This is a genomic window from Sphingomonas sp. P4_G3, from assembly GCF_056401105.1.
The window spans coordinates 16349-32624 of the sequence record NZ_JBFUJZ010000015.1; the positions used below are offsets into that span (position 1 = coordinate 16349).

At 64.3% G+C, this 16276-nt stretch carries 17 protein-coding genes; 9 read left to right on the top strand and 8 right to left on the bottom strand.

Features of this window, described 5'->3' with window-relative positions:
* Positions 1-15: 15 nt before the first annotated feature.
* A complete protein-coding gene (locus AC1DQQ_RS21605) occupies positions 16-168 on the top strand; it encodes a hypothetical protein (RefSeq protein ID WP_478031966.1) in 153 nt (50 codons plus the stop codon).
* A gap of 9 nt (positions 169-177) precedes the next feature.
* Here the strand turns inward: AC1DQQ_RS21605 and AC1DQQ_RS21610 are convergent, their stop codons facing one another.
* Together AC1DQQ_RS21610 and AC1DQQ_RS21615 are read right to left on the bottom strand one after the other, a co-directional pair.
* Positions 178-558: a VOC family protein gene (locus AC1DQQ_RS21610; RefSeq protein ID WP_478031968.1), complete on the bottom strand. Its 381-nt coding sequence runs from the start codon at positions 556-558 to the stop codon at positions 178-180.
* Between the two features lie 144 nt (positions 559-702).
* Positions 703-1305: an LmrA/YxaF family transcription factor gene (locus tag AC1DQQ_RS21615; RefSeq protein ID WP_478046727.1), complete on the bottom strand. Its 603-nt coding sequence runs from the start codon at positions 1303-1305 to the stop codon at positions 703-705.
* Positions 1306-1439: 134 nt separating this feature from the next.
* Between AC1DQQ_RS21615 and AC1DQQ_RS21620 the strand changes: the two genes are divergently transcribed.
* On the top strand, positions 1440-2114 hold the full coding sequence (locus AC1DQQ_RS21620; protein WP_478046728.1) for a hypothetical protein: 675 nt from the start codon (positions 1440-1442) through the stop codon (positions 2112-2114).
* 56 nt (positions 2115-2170) lie between these two features.
* On the opposite strand, the gene AC1DQQ_RS21625 is transcribed toward AC1DQQ_RS21620, so the two are convergent.
* On the bottom strand, positions 2171-3250 hold the full coding sequence (locus tag AC1DQQ_RS21625) for a DUF3667 domain-containing protein (RefSeq protein ID WP_478031973.1): 1080 nt from the start codon (positions 3248-3250) through the stop codon (positions 2171-2173).
* Positions 3251-3327: 77 nt separating this feature from the next.
* Between AC1DQQ_RS21625 and AC1DQQ_RS21630 the strand changes: the two genes are divergently transcribed.
* Positions 3328-4602: a glutamate-5-semialdehyde dehydrogenase gene (locus tag AC1DQQ_RS21630; RefSeq protein ID WP_478046729.1), complete on the top strand. Its 1275-nt coding sequence runs from the start codon at positions 3328-3330 to the stop codon at positions 4600-4602.
* 52 nt (positions 4603-4654) lie between these two features.
* Here AC1DQQ_RS21630 and map read toward each other — a convergent pair whose 3' ends face one another.
* Positions 4655-5482, bottom strand: a complete 828-nt coding sequence (gene map, locus AC1DQQ_RS21635) for a type I methionyl aminopeptidase (protein WP_478046730.1) — start codon at positions 5480-5482, stop codon at positions 4655-4657.
* Positions 5483-5574: 92 nt separating this feature from the next.
* Positions 5575-5979, bottom strand: coding sequence for a DUF2147 domain-containing protein (locus tag AC1DQQ_RS21640; RefSeq protein WP_478042738.1), 405 nt, complete (start codon positions 5977-5979; stop codon positions 5575-5577).
* Between the two features lie 126 nt (positions 5980-6105).
* On the opposite strand from AC1DQQ_RS21640, the gene AC1DQQ_RS21645 reads away from it, so the two are divergent.
* The 3 genes from AC1DQQ_RS21645 to AC1DQQ_RS21655 all read left to right on the top strand — a co-directional run bounded on the left by AC1DQQ_RS21645 (position 6106) and on the right by AC1DQQ_RS21655 (position 8939).
* Positions 6106-6249 (top strand): hypothetical protein, encoded by a 144-nt coding sequence (locus AC1DQQ_RS21645; RefSeq protein WP_169804917.1) that lies wholly within the window; start codon positions 6106-6108, stop codon positions 6247-6249.
* A 53-nt stretch (positions 6250-6302) separates the two neighbouring features.
* Entirely contained in the window at positions 6303-7160 is an 858-nt protein-coding gene (locus AC1DQQ_RS21650; protein WP_478031978.1) for an ion channel, read from the top strand.
* A gap of 195 nt (positions 7161-7355) precedes the next feature.
* On the top strand, positions 7356-8939 hold the full coding sequence (locus tag AC1DQQ_RS21655; protein ID WP_478031979.1) for a Na+/H+ antiporter: 1584 nt from the start codon (positions 7356-7358) through the stop codon (positions 8937-8939).
* 156 nt (positions 8940-9095) lie between these two features.
* On the opposite strand, the gene AC1DQQ_RS21660 is transcribed toward AC1DQQ_RS21655, so the two are convergent.
* Both AC1DQQ_RS21660 and AC1DQQ_RS21665 read right to left on the bottom strand, forming a co-directional pair.
* The gene (locus AC1DQQ_RS21660; RefSeq protein ID WP_478031980.1) at positions 9096-10721 is read right to left on the bottom strand and encodes an alkaline phosphatase D family protein; all 1626 of its coding nucleotides are present in this window, start codon (positions 10719-10721) and stop codon (positions 9096-9098) included.
* Between the two features lie 34 nt (positions 10722-10755).
* The gene (locus AC1DQQ_RS21665) at positions 10756-13959 is read right to left on the bottom strand and encodes a TonB-dependent receptor (protein WP_478046731.1); all 3204 of its coding nucleotides are present in this window, start codon (positions 13957-13959) and stop codon (positions 10756-10758) included.
* A gap of 122 nt (positions 13960-14081) precedes the next feature.
* On the opposite strand from AC1DQQ_RS21665, the gene AC1DQQ_RS21670 reads away from it, so the two are divergent.
* The 3 genes from AC1DQQ_RS21670 to AC1DQQ_RS21680 are packed head-to-tail and all read left to right on the top strand — an operon-like array spanning position 14082 to position 15836.
* Positions 14082-14687 carry an RNA polymerase sigma factor gene (locus tag AC1DQQ_RS21670; protein WP_478046732.1) on the top strand — a complete coding sequence of 202 codons (606 nt, stop codon included), beginning with the start codon at positions 14082-14084 and terminating at the stop codon, positions 14685-14687.
* Entirely contained in the window at positions 14621-14848 is a 228-nt protein-coding gene (locus AC1DQQ_RS21675) for a sigma factor-like helix-turn-helix DNA-binding protein (protein ID WP_478046733.1), read from the top strand. Before AC1DQQ_RS21670 ends, AC1DQQ_RS21675 begins: the two co-directional genes overlap by 67 nt.
* On the top strand, positions 14817-15836 hold the full coding sequence (locus AC1DQQ_RS21680) for a FecR family protein (protein WP_478046734.1): 1020 nt from the start codon (positions 14817-14819) through the stop codon (positions 15834-15836). The genes AC1DQQ_RS21675 and AC1DQQ_RS21680 overlap by 32 nt, the downstream gene beginning before the upstream one ends.
* A 19-nt stretch (positions 15837-15855) precedes the next feature.
* Here the strand turns inward: AC1DQQ_RS21680 and AC1DQQ_RS21685 are convergent, their stop codons facing one another.
* Positions 15856-16260: an MAPEG family protein gene (locus AC1DQQ_RS21685; protein WP_478046735.1), complete on the bottom strand. Its 405-nt coding sequence runs from the start codon at positions 16258-16260 to the stop codon at positions 15856-15858.
* Positions 16261-16276: the final 16 nt, after the last annotated feature.

A 16276-nucleotide genomic window follows, 5' to 3' on the forward strand; every position in this document is an offset into this window, starting at 1 on the left:
CGCTATAGTTGTCTGATGGAAGACATAGTCTTCATCTCGTTGGCCGAAACTCTCATCCACCAGGTCGATGACAGGTTCGGGCGTGCGGCGGCGTGGGCAGTCGCCGTTATCATGTGCGTCCTGCCTATCGCGCTGATCGCCGGTGCGGTGGTCTGGCTGAAGGCTTAGAAGGGGGCATTACTCCCAACTGATCGCGTCGTCCGAAAACCCGTCGCGCTGCACGCGGACCACGCAAAAGCGCTGGCCGCTCGGCGCGCGCATCACCACCCAGCGCTCCAATTGCTTATCGATCGTCGCGCCGAGTTTCTGCAGACGCTCGACTTCGGCGGGAATGTCGTCGGTTTCGATATCGAGATGGATCCGGCTGTCATGCTCGACGCGCTGAATCTGCACGCTGATCTCGCCCTCCGGGGTTGCCAGCATCCGGTAATTGCCCCGCGTACCGGGATGATCGGGGTCGACCGGCCGGCCCAGCGCTTCCGCCCAGAAGTGCGCGGCGGCGTCGATATCGTCCGTGTTGCAGTCGATCAGAATGCCATTGATGCGCGATCTATGCACGACAACATCTCCAATGCGGGCATGAGGCAGGCAGACGCCTCTGCCCTATTATCGCGAGCAGTTTAGGCATGGCTGTCCGTGGTTTACAAATCAACGTCGCGAGCATCCGGATAAACGGAGCTTATCGATCTCCGCCGCTCGCCCCTATCGCATGATCGCGCGAAGCTGGCCGGCAGCGGCCTTGAGCGCGGTACTATCCTGTTCGGCCTTGGCGATGGTCATCGCGCCCGTGAACAGGGCGATGACGACATTGGCGAAAGCCTCCGGATCGGGAGCATAGGACGCCTCGCCTTTTTCGCGGTCACGGCGGATGCGGTCGGCGATGGCGTCGCGCCAGACGCGATATTCGCTCGCCAGCGCGCCGCGTAGATCGGCATCGGCCAGCGACAATTCGAGCGCGAGATTGCCGAGCGGGCAGCCCGAGACGGAGCCCTGCGCATCGAGTGCGGCGGCGACCGTGTCGAATGCCTGCAGGATGCCGGCGGCGGCGCTCGGCGCATCGCGGACCGTGGCCACCCAGGTTTCGCCCAATTCGGCCGCGACCCGCTCGCCGATCACCGCCAGCGCGAGCGCTTTCTTGGTCGGGAAATGATGATGGAGCGCTCCGCCGGTAACCCCCGCCATGCGCACCAGGTCATGCGTGCTGGTCGCGGCGAAACCCGACGACTGGAACGATCGCGCCGCAACGTCGAGCACGCGATTGCGCAACCCGATCGGATCGTTGGTGCGGATTTTCGATCTAGTCATGCCGCCCTTTCCTTTCTGCTGACCATATCGCCAGGATAGATACCGGGCAACCGGTCGGTTCGAGGCGCCACCCGACCTTTGCGAAGGATTAACTATCGGCGTCCATCATTGCCGCGACATCACGGATTAAAGGCATGTTCGAGCGCAAGATCATGTTTTCGGACAGGCAAAGGCGGCGTCCGGCACTGCCGAACGACGTGCGCCTGTCGCTCGACGAGGTCGATCGGTACGTCATCGCCGCGGCGCGCGCACGGGGGTATCCCGAAGATTTCCTGACCGACGCGGCCAGGCAGGTGCGCTTCCTGGAAGCGCGCGGCTTGCCGGGCTTCGCTTCGTTCCGGCGCGAAATGCTGGAACATGGCACCGAGACGCTGACCCAGCGCGGGCAGCTTACGCGGCCCGATGGGCAACGGGGCGGACACTGCCCGATGATCGACGCGCTACGGATCGCCGAGCGGTTCGACCGGATCGTCGCGCTGCCGCCCGGCCGCGAGGCCGATTACCCGATGCCGTCCAATCCGCTGCTCGCAATACCCGTGCTGGCCGAATGTGCCGGACGCCACGGCGTCATCATGATGACGACCTTCTACATCCACGAGCGGCCCGGGGCGTATGTGTTCGTCGACGGAGATCGCGCCGCGCTGCACGGAGCGTACCACGCGCTGTTCGAGGCCGATTCCTGGGGTATAGCGCGCTTTCCGGAGGAGACGCACGGCGCGCCACCGCTGCGCGAAGCTCATGTCGAGGCGATCGACTTTCCGGCGGACGCGCTACGCGACCTGATGACGCTGATCGAAAGCCAGCCGTAACCGGCGCCGGCCGCCACTCCGGGAAGAGGACGAACAGTGACGGCGGCTGCCGCGCTCTACTCCATCAACCCCAGTCCGAGCAGCAGGATCCCGAACAAGGTCAGCGTGATCGTGGCGAAGATCAGCAGCGCGAAGGTGCGCCACAGGGCCGAGAACCAGTTGAGCTGATAGGCGCCGCGCAGCTGGAAGAAGATGTGTACCGGCGGGCCAAACGCGATCAGATTGCCGTAGAGCCAGGCCGGCGCGCCGATCGTCATCAGCAGCGAGATGGTCGTCGCCAGCAGCATCATGAATGCCAGCGAATAGGTCACGAAGATGGCGTGGTCGTAGAGCTTGAAGCGCCGCCGCCACAGGAACAGCAACGCCACGAACGGCACCGAGATCGGGATCAGCGCCCAGCTATATTTGTACGCCGAGGACTGCAGCTTGTAGAGCGCGAGTTCGGGATTCTCGTTGGCTTTGCGGATGCCCTTGTCGAGCGCGGGCCACCCGGTGCTGACGTTGTTCACCGCCTCCTTGCGGCCCTGCTCGGGACCCGCCGCGATGCTGGTGCGCGCGACCCGCAGTCCGCTGAGCGTCGCCTGATATCCGACGATATCGCCCTGATCGTCGTCATCGGCCTTGCCCTGGGCGACGCGCTGTTGCGCGCGGTCGAGCTTGGCCTGGGTGCTGGCAATCTCTCCATCCAGCTTCGCCAGTTTCTCGGCCTTGGTCGCCGGCGTTTTGTCGAAGTTGAAGTTGGTGCCGCTTTCCAGCGAATGGAAAGTCGCGAACATCAGAAAGACGAAGAACAGGAACATCGCCAGCGGCGACACGAAGCGCGCGCGCTCGCCATCGATATAGCGCCGCGTCAGCCCGCCGGGCCGCGTGACCAGCATCGGCACGGTGCGCCACACCTTGCCTTCGAAATGGAACACGCCGTGAAGGAGATCATGCCCGATCGAGGTCAGGGTCTTGTGGACATGCCCGTTCTGGCCACAGGCATGACAGAACGAGCCGATCAGCGCGGTGCCGCAATTGAGGCAGACGCCGTGCGCACCCTCCCCGACCCCGTGTTCGCCCGCGCTTGGTTCGACCGCACGCCCGATCAGCGCCCCGGTGGCGATATCGCCTGCTGCCGCAAATTCCCCGCTCATGGCGCGATGGATAGCATTGGCCGCAGGAAAGGCGATAGGGCTTTGGCGACCGGTTTCGGCGTGATAATCGGCCCGCCATGGAAACGACCGTCGACATCGAAATCGATCCCGTCGCGCTGATCGCGTCGATGGGCCGGCATGCGCGATCCGCGGCCCTGGTACTCGCCGGGCTGTCGAGCGCTGATAAGGCGCGCGCGCTGAACGCCATGGCGCAGGCGATCCGCGATGCCGAGCCGGACATCCTGGCCGCGAACAAGATCGACATGGCCAACGGCACTGCCGCCGGGCTGTCGGCGGCGCTGCTCGACCGGCTGAAGCTGACGCCCGAGCGCGTCGCCGCGACCGCCGACGGAGTCGCCACCGTGGCGACACTCAAGGACCCGGTCGGCGAGATAATCGACGAGATCGAGCGGCCCAACGGCCTGAAGCTCGCGCGCGTGCGCGTGCCGATCGGCGTGATCGGCATCATCTATGAAAGCCGGCCCAATGTGACCGCCGACGCTGCGGCGCTCTGCATCGGATCGGGCAATGCGGTGATCCTGCGCGGCGGGTCCGAGGCGATCGAAAGCAATCGCGCGATCCACGCGGCGCTGGTCCGCGGGCTGGAGGCCGCCGGCCTTCCCGGCGAGGCCGTGCAATTGGTGCCGGTGACCGACCGCGCCGCGGTCGGCGCGATGCTGGCGGGCGAAGGCGTGATCGACATGATCGTCCCGCGCGGCGGCAAGGGACTCGTTGCGCGCGTTCAGGCAGAGGCGCGGGTGCCGGTGCTCGCGCATCTCGACGGGATCAACCACATCTATGTCCACGCCTCGGCCGATCAGGCAATGGCCGAGGACATCGTCGTCAACGCCAAGATGCGCCGCACCGGCGTGTGCGGCGCGATGGAGACGTTGCTGATCGACCGCGACTATCCCAACGCCGGCCGGCTGATCCAGAAACTGCAGGCGGCGGGGTGCGAGGTCCGCGGCGATCCGTTGCTCAAGCAATTGGTGCCCGGCGTGGTGTCGGCGGGCAGCGAGGATTGGGATACCGAATATCTCGACGCGATCGCTTCCGCGCGTTTGGTCGGTGGGGTCGACGAGGCGCTGAGCTTCATCGCCGCGCACGGTTCGCACCATACCGATGCGATCATCGCCGAGGACGCAGCCGTCGCCGAGCGCTTCCTGGCCGCGGTCGACAGCGCGATCGTGCTGTGGAACGCCTCGACCCAATTCGCCGATGGCGGCGAGTTCGGATTGGGCGCCGAGATCGGCATCGCCACGGGACGACTGCATGCGCGTGGACCCGTCGCGCTCGAAGGACTGACGACGTACAAATGGATCGGGCGAGGGACCGGACAGATCCGGCCATAAGCGGAGCGGTATCGCCAATCGCCGGTCGGACTAATCGGGCCGAGCCATCACCTCACGCGTAAGGCGGGCGGTGACGCCCCATCGGGCTGGTGGTGAAGATCTCGCAGCCGGTTTCGGTGATGCCGATCGAATGTTCGAACTGCGCCGAGAGCGAGCGGTCGCGCGTCACCGCGGTCCAACCGTCGTCGAGCATCTTCACGTCGGGGCGTCCGGCGTTGATCATCGGTTCGATGGTGAAGATCATGCCAGGCCTCAGTTCGGGGCCAGTGTCGGGCCGGCCATAATGCAGGACATCGGGCGCGTCGTGATAGACGCGGCCGACGCCATGGCCGACAAAATCCCGGACGACGCCATAGCGATGACGTTCGGCATGCTGCTGGATCGCATGTCCGATATCGCCCAGCCGATTGCCCGGTCTGGCCTGCTCGATCCCGCGCATCAGGCATTCGTAGGTGACGTCGACCAGTCGCCGCGCCTTCACCGACACGTTACCGACCAGATACATCCTGCTGGAATCGCCGTGCCAGCCATCGACGATCGAAGTCAGGTCGATATTGACGATATCGCCGTCCTTCAGCGTGCGCGCGCCGGGAATGCCGTGGCAAACGACATGGTTGATCGAAATGCAGCTGGTATGGGCATAGCCGCGATAGCCGATATTCGCCGGAACCGCCCCGGCGGCCACGATCGCGTCATGGGCGAAGACGTCGATCGCCTCGGTGCTGACGCCGGGTTGCACTATGTCGGCGAGAGCGTCGAGCACCGACGCTGTCACCTGCCCTGCCTTGCGCATGCCGGCGAAATCCTCGGCTCCGTGGAGCTTGATCGCGCCGGTGCGGCGATCGGCGCCTTTCGACGCCGCGGCGACATAGTGGGTCATCAACGTCTCTACTGTCCAAACAGGCGCCGAAGCGCGATCATTCGTGAGTATGACCGCGGATTGGCGGACGCAAGGTAAGGGCCAGGCGGCGGCTAACCGATCCTGACCAGCACCTTCGACTTGCAAAGGATGCGGCCGACGAGGCAACCCGCACCCTTCAGCGTATTGTGGTCGACCAGCACGATGGTGCCGGAAAACGTCCTGTTGAGATCCGGGACGAATACCTTGCCGCGCCAATTGCCCGCGGAATCCTGTCGGAAATCGCGAAAGACCTGGGTACCGATCAGGTCGTGCGTGCCGCCGCGGCGAGCATCGGCGATCGCCTGATCGCTTGCCCAGACGACCTTGCCGCACACCGATTCGCCGCAATGGCGGATCTCGATATGCATCGTGTCGCGAAGGTTGCGCCATGTGCCGATTGCGGCGTCCTGTTCGCCGGCATTGGCGGAGGAAAAGGTCAGCAGGCTCAGAATGACGGCCAGGATCGCGCGCGGCATCCGGTACTCCAAATTGGTTGATCGCCGCTGCGATATAATTTCGGCGGCGACATCCGCCAGAGGCCGCCCGCAAGGATGGCGCCGCTAGACCGTGCGCCGCCCCTCGCTTTGGTGTAAGCAATCACGATGGCCGACGACACCATCATCCAGACGCCCGACGGGCCGATGACCTGGGCGGAGTGGAAGAAGAAACACCCGATTCAGGTCCCATCGCGCCGCACCAAGGGCAAGGACCTGCCCAATAAGATCAAACGGCGCACCGATGACTAACGCGCGAACGCCAGACGCTTGACCGCTGCTCGATCCTGCCCAACCTAGGCGGCATGGCCAGAAAACCACGCCGCCAAGTCATCAATCTCGGCGGCTTCCCCGCGATCAAGATCGGCGCGCCCGCGCCGTTCGCCGACCTCTATTACTGGGTCATGGAGATGTCCTGGCCGATGTTCATCGGCCTGGTGTCGCTGTTGTTCCTCGTCGTCAACATCGTGTTTGGCTTGATCTACGCGGCCATGCCGGGCGCGGTCGTCAATGCCCAACCCTATTCGGTGGTCGACGGGTTCTTCTTCTCGGTCGATACGCTCGGGACGGTCGGCTATGGGGTGATGGCACCCGCGACCCGTTTCGCGCACGCCATCGCGTCGATCGAGATTCTGACGGGCCTGTTCTTCTCGGCGACGATGACCGGGCTGATCTTCGCGCGGTTCGCGCGGCCGCGGCAAAGCCTCGAATTCAGCCGCGTCGCCGTGATCGGCCGCCACCAGGGCAGCAAGGCGCTGATGGTGCGGGTGGCATCGACGCGATCGCGCGCGCTGGCCGACGCCCAGGCGCAGATGTCGTTCCTCGAGACGCATCATCTTGGCGACGGCCGCTTCTTTCGCAGTCTCGTCACGCTGCCGCTGGTCCGGGACACCAATCCGCTGCTCGGCCTGTCCTGGACATTGGTCCATCTGCTCGCCGATGACAGCCCCGTCCTGGCCGCGCTGGCGAGCGAGGACCGCTTCCTGCTGACCGTCACGATCGGCGGGGTCGACACGCTGCTCGCCGGGCCATCGCTGGGCGGGGTCCGCTATGACCGCGATCACATCCGGGCCGATCACGAATTCGTCGATATCATTTCCGAGGAGGATGGCGTCGTCCGCCTCGACATGACGTTGCTCCATGAAACGGTGCCGATCGGCTGACTGACCGGCGCGAGCCCGGGGTCGATCTGCGCGAGAATGGCCGGGGTGCCGCGCGCTCAAGCGACAAGTTTTCCGTACGGCTGACCCGCCGCCTTGAAAGAAGAGGCCTTCCGCCCTGCCTCCCGCGGTGGCACGATCGGGATCGGATCAGGCAAGGAAGCGGGTCAGCATCGGCCCGGCGAGATGGGGAAAGCGATGCGTCCTGTCGAGACTTTCGAACTCGTCCTGGCCCTGCTGGTCGGTGTCGTCGCGCTGCATTGGGCGGCGCGGCGACTGAAGCTGCCGCCATCGACTGCCTTGCTGGTGGGCGGCGGTGGGCTTGCCTTCATCCCCGGACTGCCGCCCGTGGCGCTCGATCCCGAACTGGCGCTGGTCTTGTTCCTGCCGCCATTGCTGATGGACGGTGCCTATTTCACCGCGTTCGGACGGTTCCGGCGGCATTTGCCGGGAATCCTGTCGCTCGCCATCGGGGCGATCATCTTCACCACGCTGGCGGTCGGGGTCGTCACGCATTGGCTCGTCCCCAGTCTGCCCTGGGCAGCATGTTTCGCGCTCGGCGCGATCGTGTCGCCGCCCGACGCGGTCTCGGCGCGCGCGGTGCTGCAGAACGTCAAGCTCCCGCGCCGGCTGTCGGCGCTGGTCGAGGGCGAAAGCCTGCTCAACGACGCGACCGGGCTGGTGCTGTTCCGCTTCGCCGTGGCGGCAACGTTGAGCGGCACGTTCAGCGCCGGCGCCGCGGTCACCAGTTTCTTCCTGCTCGCGCTCGGCGGGGTGGTGGTCGGGCTGGCGGTTGCGGCGGGTTGGCTGTTCGTGGTCAAGCGGCTGAAGGACCAGACGCTGATCATCATGGCCAATACCTTGATGTGCTGGGTCGCCTATATCGCCGGCGAGCGCGTTCATGTCTCCGGCGTGATCGCGACGGTGGTCGCCGGGCTGATGCTCGGCTGGTATCAGCATATCGTCTTTTCCGCTCCCGTCCGGCTGCGCGGCAGCGCCTTCTGGCAGACGATGGTGTTCGTGCTCGAGGCGATCGTCTTCATCCTGATCGGCTCGTCGTTGCGCGGGGTGCTCGATCGGGTCGGCGGGGTCGAGGCGGTCACCGCGACGATGACGATCCCGATCCTGGGCGTCATCCTGACCATCGTCGCGGCGCGCTTCGCCTGGATCTTCGCCAATGACGGCCTGCTCTCTGCCCTCCGCGCGATGGGACTGAAGCGCGCGCGGCCGCTCGGCGTGCGCCAGGCGACAGTGCTGAGCTGGACGGGCATGCGCGGCGTCGTCACGCTGGCGGTGGCGCTGTCCCTGCCCGCGGCGATGCCGGGGCGCGACCTGATGCTGGTCACTGCCTTCGCGGTGATCTTCGCCACCGTCGTCGTACAGGGGACGAGCCTGGGCTGGCTGATCCGGACGGTCGAACCCGAGGACAAGGACCCGCCGGCGAAGATGACGATGGCGGAGACCGAGGCGGCGATCGCCGGCGCTCGCAACGCGGCGGTCGAAGCCAATGCCTATGACCAGGACGGCACGCTGATCCACCCGCAATTGCTCAAGCAATCACACAAGCGGCTAGAGGCGATCCAGCGCTACGCGGCGGACGCGGATACGTTCATGGAGAATGTCCGCCCGCATTTCGACGTGATCCTGACCGCGATCGCCGCGGGCCGCGCCGAACTGATCCGCGCCCACCGCGCTGGGCTGATCGAGGACGAGGTATTGCAAGAACTCGAACGCGATCTCGACGTCGAGGAATTGGGGATCATCCTGCAGCGCGGAGAGTAGGCGGCCCGGGTAGTTGAGCAATCACTGCTAGAGCATCGCGCGGAAAAGTGGGTACCGGTTTTCCGCAAAAAGCGATGCGACGACAAATAACTAGAACGGAGCGCGTGATTCAGAAATCACGCGCGACGCTCTGGGGCAACGCGCCGAAGAGATCGTTCAACCAGCAAATGCCCTTCGACCACGGTCGACATGCATCTGATGCGACCCTGCGAGCTCGACGCTCGGAGATTGGATCGTCCGCATGAATAGCCACTCGCCCGTTACGCGCTGCGGCGTGATGTCGATCATCATATAGCCCCGCTGACTCGTGTCGGCCCATTGCAGCTCGGGATTGGCGGCGACGAAGCCCCGGGCGACACTCTTTGAGTCGGCGCGGAAACTACCCTCCAGGCCGCCCGAGGTGACGCTGTGGCCGGCGAACTCGACGCCGGCGCGCTTTCCGTCCTCGACCAGCGAATAAGCCCAGGCGTTATGACTGTCGCCCGACAGCATGACGAGATCCGCGTCCGCCTCCTGCGCCGATTTCAGCAATCGCGACCGCGCGGCGGGATAGCCGTCCCAGCGATCCATCCACATCGGCAGGCCGATCCGCGCCGCGCGAACATCGTTCTTGAAGCGGCTCACGACCTGATCGCTGGCGTCGGAGCGGAGCCAGCCGACCGCGTCGCCGGGCATCACCGTCCGGCCAAGGATCGTGCCCATGCCGACCAGCTGCCAGGCGGTCGACCGGGCGCCGGCCTTCAGCGCATGCGCCAGCCAGCTTTCCTGGGTCGACCCGAGCATGGTCGCGGAAGGATCCTGCCACACGCCGTCGCGAAACGCCTTGAGCGCGCCATCGGTATCAGGGGCGTGATAAGCGGCGGCGATATCGGCCTGTTTGGTGCGCGCCAGCAACCGCGATTCGGTGCGGTAGAGCGTTGCCAGCGTCCCGATCGGATAGGATTTCCAGGGTTCGTCGGACACCGGCATCCATTCGCGATAGACCTGCATCGCGGCGGCGCGGCGCGGGTTCCAATCGCCTTCGGTCTTCGGCTGATGGTTTTGCGCCCCGCCTTCCCAGCTGTCATTGGCGGATTCGTGATCGTCCCAGAAGGCAACCATCGGCGCCATCTGATGCAGCCGCTGCAGATCGCCATCGGCGCGATAGCAGGCATAACGCAGGCGATAATCGGCGATCGCGAGGATTTCATGATCGGGTTCCACCGCCCGGCCGGCGATAATCTTGTCCTTATAGGATGCGTTGCCGTATTCGTAGAAATAGTCGCCGACATGCATCCAGAGATCCAGGTCGGTCCGCTTGGCCGCATGGCCATAAGCGTTGAACCAGCCGACCGGCATGTTCGAGCAAGAGAACACCGCCAGTCCGAAGCGAGCGGCATCGTCCGTCGGCAAGGTCTTCGTCCGGCCGACCGGCGAGCGGCTGCCATCGGGGGCGACGAAGCGATACCAGTAAACCGTTCCCGGTTTCAGCCCGTCGACCGTGATCTTCGCCGTCCAGTCCCGATAGACGCCGGTGCGCACGCTGCGGCCAGACATCACCTTGGTGAAATCAGGATCGAGCGCGACTTCGGCATCGAGCCGAACGATGTCCTCGCCCGTCGCGGGCACGTACCGCGTCCATAGCAGCATGGAATCGGGGCCGGGCTCTCCGCTCGCCACGCTATGCGTGAACCCCTTGGCGGCGAGCAGCTGGGCGAGGCTCCGGCCCGGCGCTACCAGCAGCGCGCCCAGGCCAAAGCCGGCACCCAGAACGAGGCTACGCCTATCGATCGTCAACATCATGAAACTCCGCAAAACTGATCGATGAAATGGCGGCTCAGAAAGTGGCCTTGAACGCGACGTTCCACATCGATCCATAGATGCTGTAGAGCTGCACCCGGCTGCGGATGTTGGAATAGACGATGTCCGGCGCGTTGAAGATGTTTCGGCCGGCGATCTGCACCGCGTATTTCTTGGAGATCTTGTACGTCGCGCTGACGTTCCACAGCGTGCGGTCGGCGTGATAAAGGATACCGTTGGTGGCAGTCGTCGGCGTGTTGCTCAGCGCGCTGGTGCGGTAGGACGACTGATAATTGCCGGTCAGCTGGAAATCGATCGGACCGCGGCCATAGCGGATGCCCCAATTGGCCGAATATTTGGGCAGGTTCACGCGCACGCCATCGGGGTCGACCAGGTTGAACGATCCGCGAAGCCCGAAGCCTTTCAGCGCCCCCGGCAGGAAGGTCAGCTGCTGGTCATATTCGAACGTCACGCCGTTGGTGCTGCTCACGCCCGGCTGATTCACCGTGCTGACGAAGGTATAGCCGCTATAGTCGCTGTCGCTGTAGCCGGCGTCCTTGGGATCGATGGTGATGCCCGTCACCTGCATGTCCTTGACGTCGAGCCGATAGGCCGAAATCGCGATGATGCCCGCCGGCTCGAGATAATATTGCAGGCTGGCATAATATTTCGTCGAATGCTCGGGCTTGAGCAGCGGGTTGGGCACGGTGACGATCTGGGTCGTGTCGTTGACCGAGATGGCGCCGCCGAGATTGCCATAGTCGGGACGCAGGATCGCCTGGCTGAAGGCGAATTGCGCGACCAGATGTCGGTTGAAATCGTATTTGAGCCCGCCGCTCAGGAACCAGTCGCCATAATCGCCGGTCTTCCACAGCTGCTGGCCGTTATAATATTGATAATTCACATAATCGACGGTGCCGGCCTTGTACCCCGCGGCGAGGACATCTTTCGCCGGGCGGACTTTCGCGATCAGCGCGCCTTCGCGGGTTCCTTCATAACGCAGGCCGAGGTCGAACTTGAGTTTGTCGACCTGGCCTTGCAGCTCGACATAGCCGGAGCTGATCGTTTCGCGGACGCGATGATTGTTGAGGTAGTCGCGCTGCAAATTGCCCACGACGTCGGGCACGAAATATTCCGGATGCTGCTGATAGAGCGCCCAGGTCGCGTAATTGCTGTCGGCGCGCCAGCCCTGATCGTTGAAATTGCCGGCGTCGAAGCCGCGGATCTGGAATTGGTAATTGGTCGTCGCCGGGAGGGTCGACCCCTTGGGGCCGACATAATTGAACAGATTGTAGGACCCTTCGGTGGTCGACCATTCGTTGGTGCGGATGCCGCCGCCGGCCAGCAAGGTGGCGCGAACGGGGCCCACATCGAACTTCTTCTTGATGTCGAGATTGCCGCCATATTGACGGCCGGCGGCATTGGACTCCGCCGACCGCACGGTATTGCTGACCGGCAGCCAATTGTCGGGATTGCTCCACGACGGCCCGGCGGTCTGGGTCAGCGTATAAGCCGGGGACTCGGATGAGGCGCGATCGAGCGTGAAGCCGATCCCCGAATCCTTGGTGTCGTCGCGCTGGAAGAAGCCCTTGCTGCCGTCGCGGAAATGGTATTCCGAGCTGGAATAAGCGCCGCGCAGCACGATGTCCCAGCTGTCGCCCTGATATTCCAGCTTGGGGGCGATGATCCCGGCCGGCGTGCCGGCGTAGCGATGCGAATATTGCGTGTTGACGTTGGTGTTGGCGCCGTTCGGATTGACGACGATATGGGTCGGCGTCGAATCCGCGGTGGCATAGCTCTTGGCCGAGGTGCCGAACGTCAGGAAAGTGTATTGGTTGAAATATTCGACGTCGTAGAATGAGTAGGTTCCGCGCAGCGAGAAGACGAGCTTGTCGGAGAATTTATAGTCGATCGCGCCGTTCACCGCTTCGCGGTGCGTGAACTTCGGCCCGGGGCGCCACATCACCTGATAGGGCAGGACCGTACCGTCCTTCAGGTAGGACCAATCGGTCTGGACGCGATCCTGCTCAACATAATTGGCGTTGTAGCTGCCGCTGAGCGCGACCCCGAGACGACCATTGAGGAAGACGTCGGCGAAGGAAACCTGCGCGGACGGAAAGATCGTCGCATGCTTCTTGTCGTCCGGCATGTACCGCGCGGCGAATTGGGAATCGGACGTGCCGATCGCCCCGATTTGCAGCTGCAACAGGCGCTTCTTGCGCTGGAAGGCATATTTGCTGACCAGGTTGATCGAGCCCCCCGGGGCGTCGGCGTCCATCCCGGCGGTCAGCGTGTTGTTGAGTTCGATCCGCGAGATGCCGGTGATCGACATCTGCTCGAACGAGTTCTGGCGGCCGGCATTGTTGTTCGAGGTCGCGGTCGCCATGCGGGCGCCGTCGGTCGTGAACAGCGAATATTTGGGATCGAGGCCGCCAATGCGCACGGCATTGGTATCGACCTCGACATAGTCGAGCGAGATGCCGGGCATGTTCTTGAGGAATTCGCCGACGTCGCCCATCGTCAGCGCGCCGAAATTGTCCGCGTCGACCGCATTCATGGCATTGGGCGCGGAACGCCGCTTCATCAGCGCGGCGGCTTCGCCGGAGCGCACGCCCACGACCGTGATATCCTGACTGCCCTCGTTCCCGGCATTGAGCGCCTGCGGCCGCATCGCGATGTCGACCGACGCCGGCTTGCCGATGGCGATATTGGCGGTGGTCCTGATGTCCTGCAAACCGGCATAGCGCACCACGATCGTGACCTCGCCGTTCGGGACGTCGGTGATGCGGAAGCTGCCGTCGTCGTCGGTATAGGTGACGATATCGGTGCCTTCGACGCGCACCTCGGCATTATGCAGATACTGGCCGGTCGCCGTGTTGAGCACACGACCGCGGATCACGCCGTTCCCGACGCTACGCCCCTTGCCATTGTCAGACGCACGGTTCGACCGCAGCGTGACCGTCTGCCCGTCGTCGCCGACGATGCGGAGCGGCGTCCCCGCGATCAGGCGGCGCAACGCTTCGCGCGCATCCATCGTGCCCTTGATCGCCGGCGTGCGAACGCCGGCCAGGTCGCGCGCCGAGGCCACGATCTGGATCTGGCCCTGCCTGGCGAGCTCCGGGATCGCCTTCACCGCGGCCTGCGCGGGGATATCGAAGCTGCGGCCCTGCGCATAAGCGGGCGCCGACACGACACTGGCGGCGATGGCGCTGCCGCACAGAATGGTATGACGCGAAAACATCTTCATCCCCCTTTTGCATGCGACGATCGTCGCCCTGTTGGGGACTGAGAGCCTTGGGCTGACCGCTTCCGCCACCGGGCGGAAGAAAATTTTGCGCTGCTGGTCCGGCGCGCGAGCGCGACGTGGGCCGCGTGCCGTCCGTTGCCGCCATCGCGTCTGGAAGCGCCGCCCGCGCGACGGACTGTCACATATTCAGGCTAGCGGAGGTTCGAATCGACACGGCGCGGCCTGGTTCCACCATGTGGATCGCGGGCGGTCGCGGGATACCCATTTCCCTTGCCTACGGATACCAGATGAGCGGATTCGACCAGGAACGAACACGCTGGTTTCTTCGAAACATCCTGCCGCATGAGCCGGAACTGCGCGCATGGCTGTCCCGATCCACGGTCGTGGGGCTCGAGCCGGACGACGTCATCCAGCAATCCTATGCGATCTTCGCCGAGATGGAGCGCGTCGATACGATCAGCTATCCGCGCGCCTATCTGTTCCAGATCGCCCGCTCGCTGATCACGCGCCACATCCGCCGCGCCCGGATCGTGCCCCTCCACGCGATCGACGAGCGGTTCGATTGCCCTGACGACAGTCCCTCACCCGAACAATATGCCGTGGATCGCGACGAATTGCGCGAACGGCCCACGCGATCGCGGCGATGCCCGATAAAATGCGCGAGGCCTTCATCTTGCGCCGGGTCCACGGTTTGCCCCAGCGCGAAATCGCTTCCCAAATGAACATTTCAGAGAATACCGTCGAAAAGCATATATCCAGAGGCATTCGTTTCCTGATCGAGTGGTTTGGACATGGCGGAAGAGCGCTGTCTCGAGGCTCTAGAAGCAAGGGTGTGGAGATTGCCTCGCTAGATGCCGACATTCGAATCCAGTCGAAGCATTGATGAAACCGCGTCCGATTGGACGGCGCGGCTTGATCGTGGACAGCTGACCCCAGGCGAGCAGGCTGAGCTCGAAGCGTGGCTGCATGGCGATCCGCGGCGGCGCGGCGCCATGTTGCGGGCACAGGCGATCGCGCTGAAGAGCGAGTCCGCCCAGGCATTGGGGTCGCGCTTCGATCCCGCCGATTTTGCCCCTCCCATGCCTGCCGACAAGAACGGGATTTCGCGCCGCCGGACCTTGATCTGGTCGGGCTCGGCCGTCGCCGGTGCGACGTTGATCGCGTTGGGGGTCGGCATGCCCGCTGCCGGCACGACGATCAGCACGGGCCGGGGCGAGCTTCGCCTGGTGCCGTTGAAGGACGGTTCGACGGTCATGCTGAACACCGATACCAGCATCAGAATTCGCGACGGCGCGGACGAGAGGCGCGTGACCCTGCTCAAGGGCGAGGCTTTCTTCTCGGTCGCGCGGGGCAGGACGAAGCCGCTCGTCGTCGAGGTCGACGGGCGTCGCCTGATAACGGGCCAGGCCACATTCAACGTCCGCAAGCTGACCGGCGCGCCAGTCAATCTGCTGGTTCACCAGGGAGAGGTCAGGCTGACCGCGCCAGCATGGGGCGATCAACGCGTGGTCGCGGTAACATCCGATATGAAGCTGGATCTGGCCGAGCCGCACTTGTTTCGGCCAACGCCGCCCGAGCGGCCTTTACCGGTTCCGTCCGATGCCGTGACGCGCGGGTTGGCATGGCTGGAAGGCAAGATCGCGTTTGAAGGCGAGACGCTGCAGACTGCGGCGGACAGCTTCGCCCGCTATAGCGACACCCGTATCCAAATCCGCGATGCCAGCCTGGCGCGCGAGCCGGTCACCGGCCTTTTTGCCGCAAACGACCCGGCGGGATTCAGCCGGGCCGTCGCCGCCATATTCGATGCCAAGGTCGATCGACAGGGCGATACGATCATCCTGTCCAGAGACCGGCATCCCGATAAATTCTAAGCCCGCGACGCAAGGTCCATCAGACCCCACCCGTCACCAAGGTATAGACGATCCTCCCCAGCGCCCCGAGCAGCAGAACCCCGCTGGCCGCGAACTGAATCAGGAAGCCGGTGCTGCGCTTGCCGGGCTCGGCCATATAGCCGGCGGCATAGATCAGCCGCCCGGCGATCCACACCACACCGAGTCCGGCGGCGACATATTCGTTCCAATAGATCGCGAACAGCCACAAGCCGCCCAGGAACAGCGGCAGCCCTTCGAGTGTGTTGATATGCACCCTGACCGCACGTTCGAGCAGCGGGTCGCCGGTCATGGCGGGCGCGGCGATGCCCGATGTGCCGCGCACGCGGCCGACCTGCAGGCTCATGTAGAAATAGACCAGCAACGCCACGATCGTGACGATCGCGGTCCAGCGATGTTCCATCATTGATATTCCCCAAGAT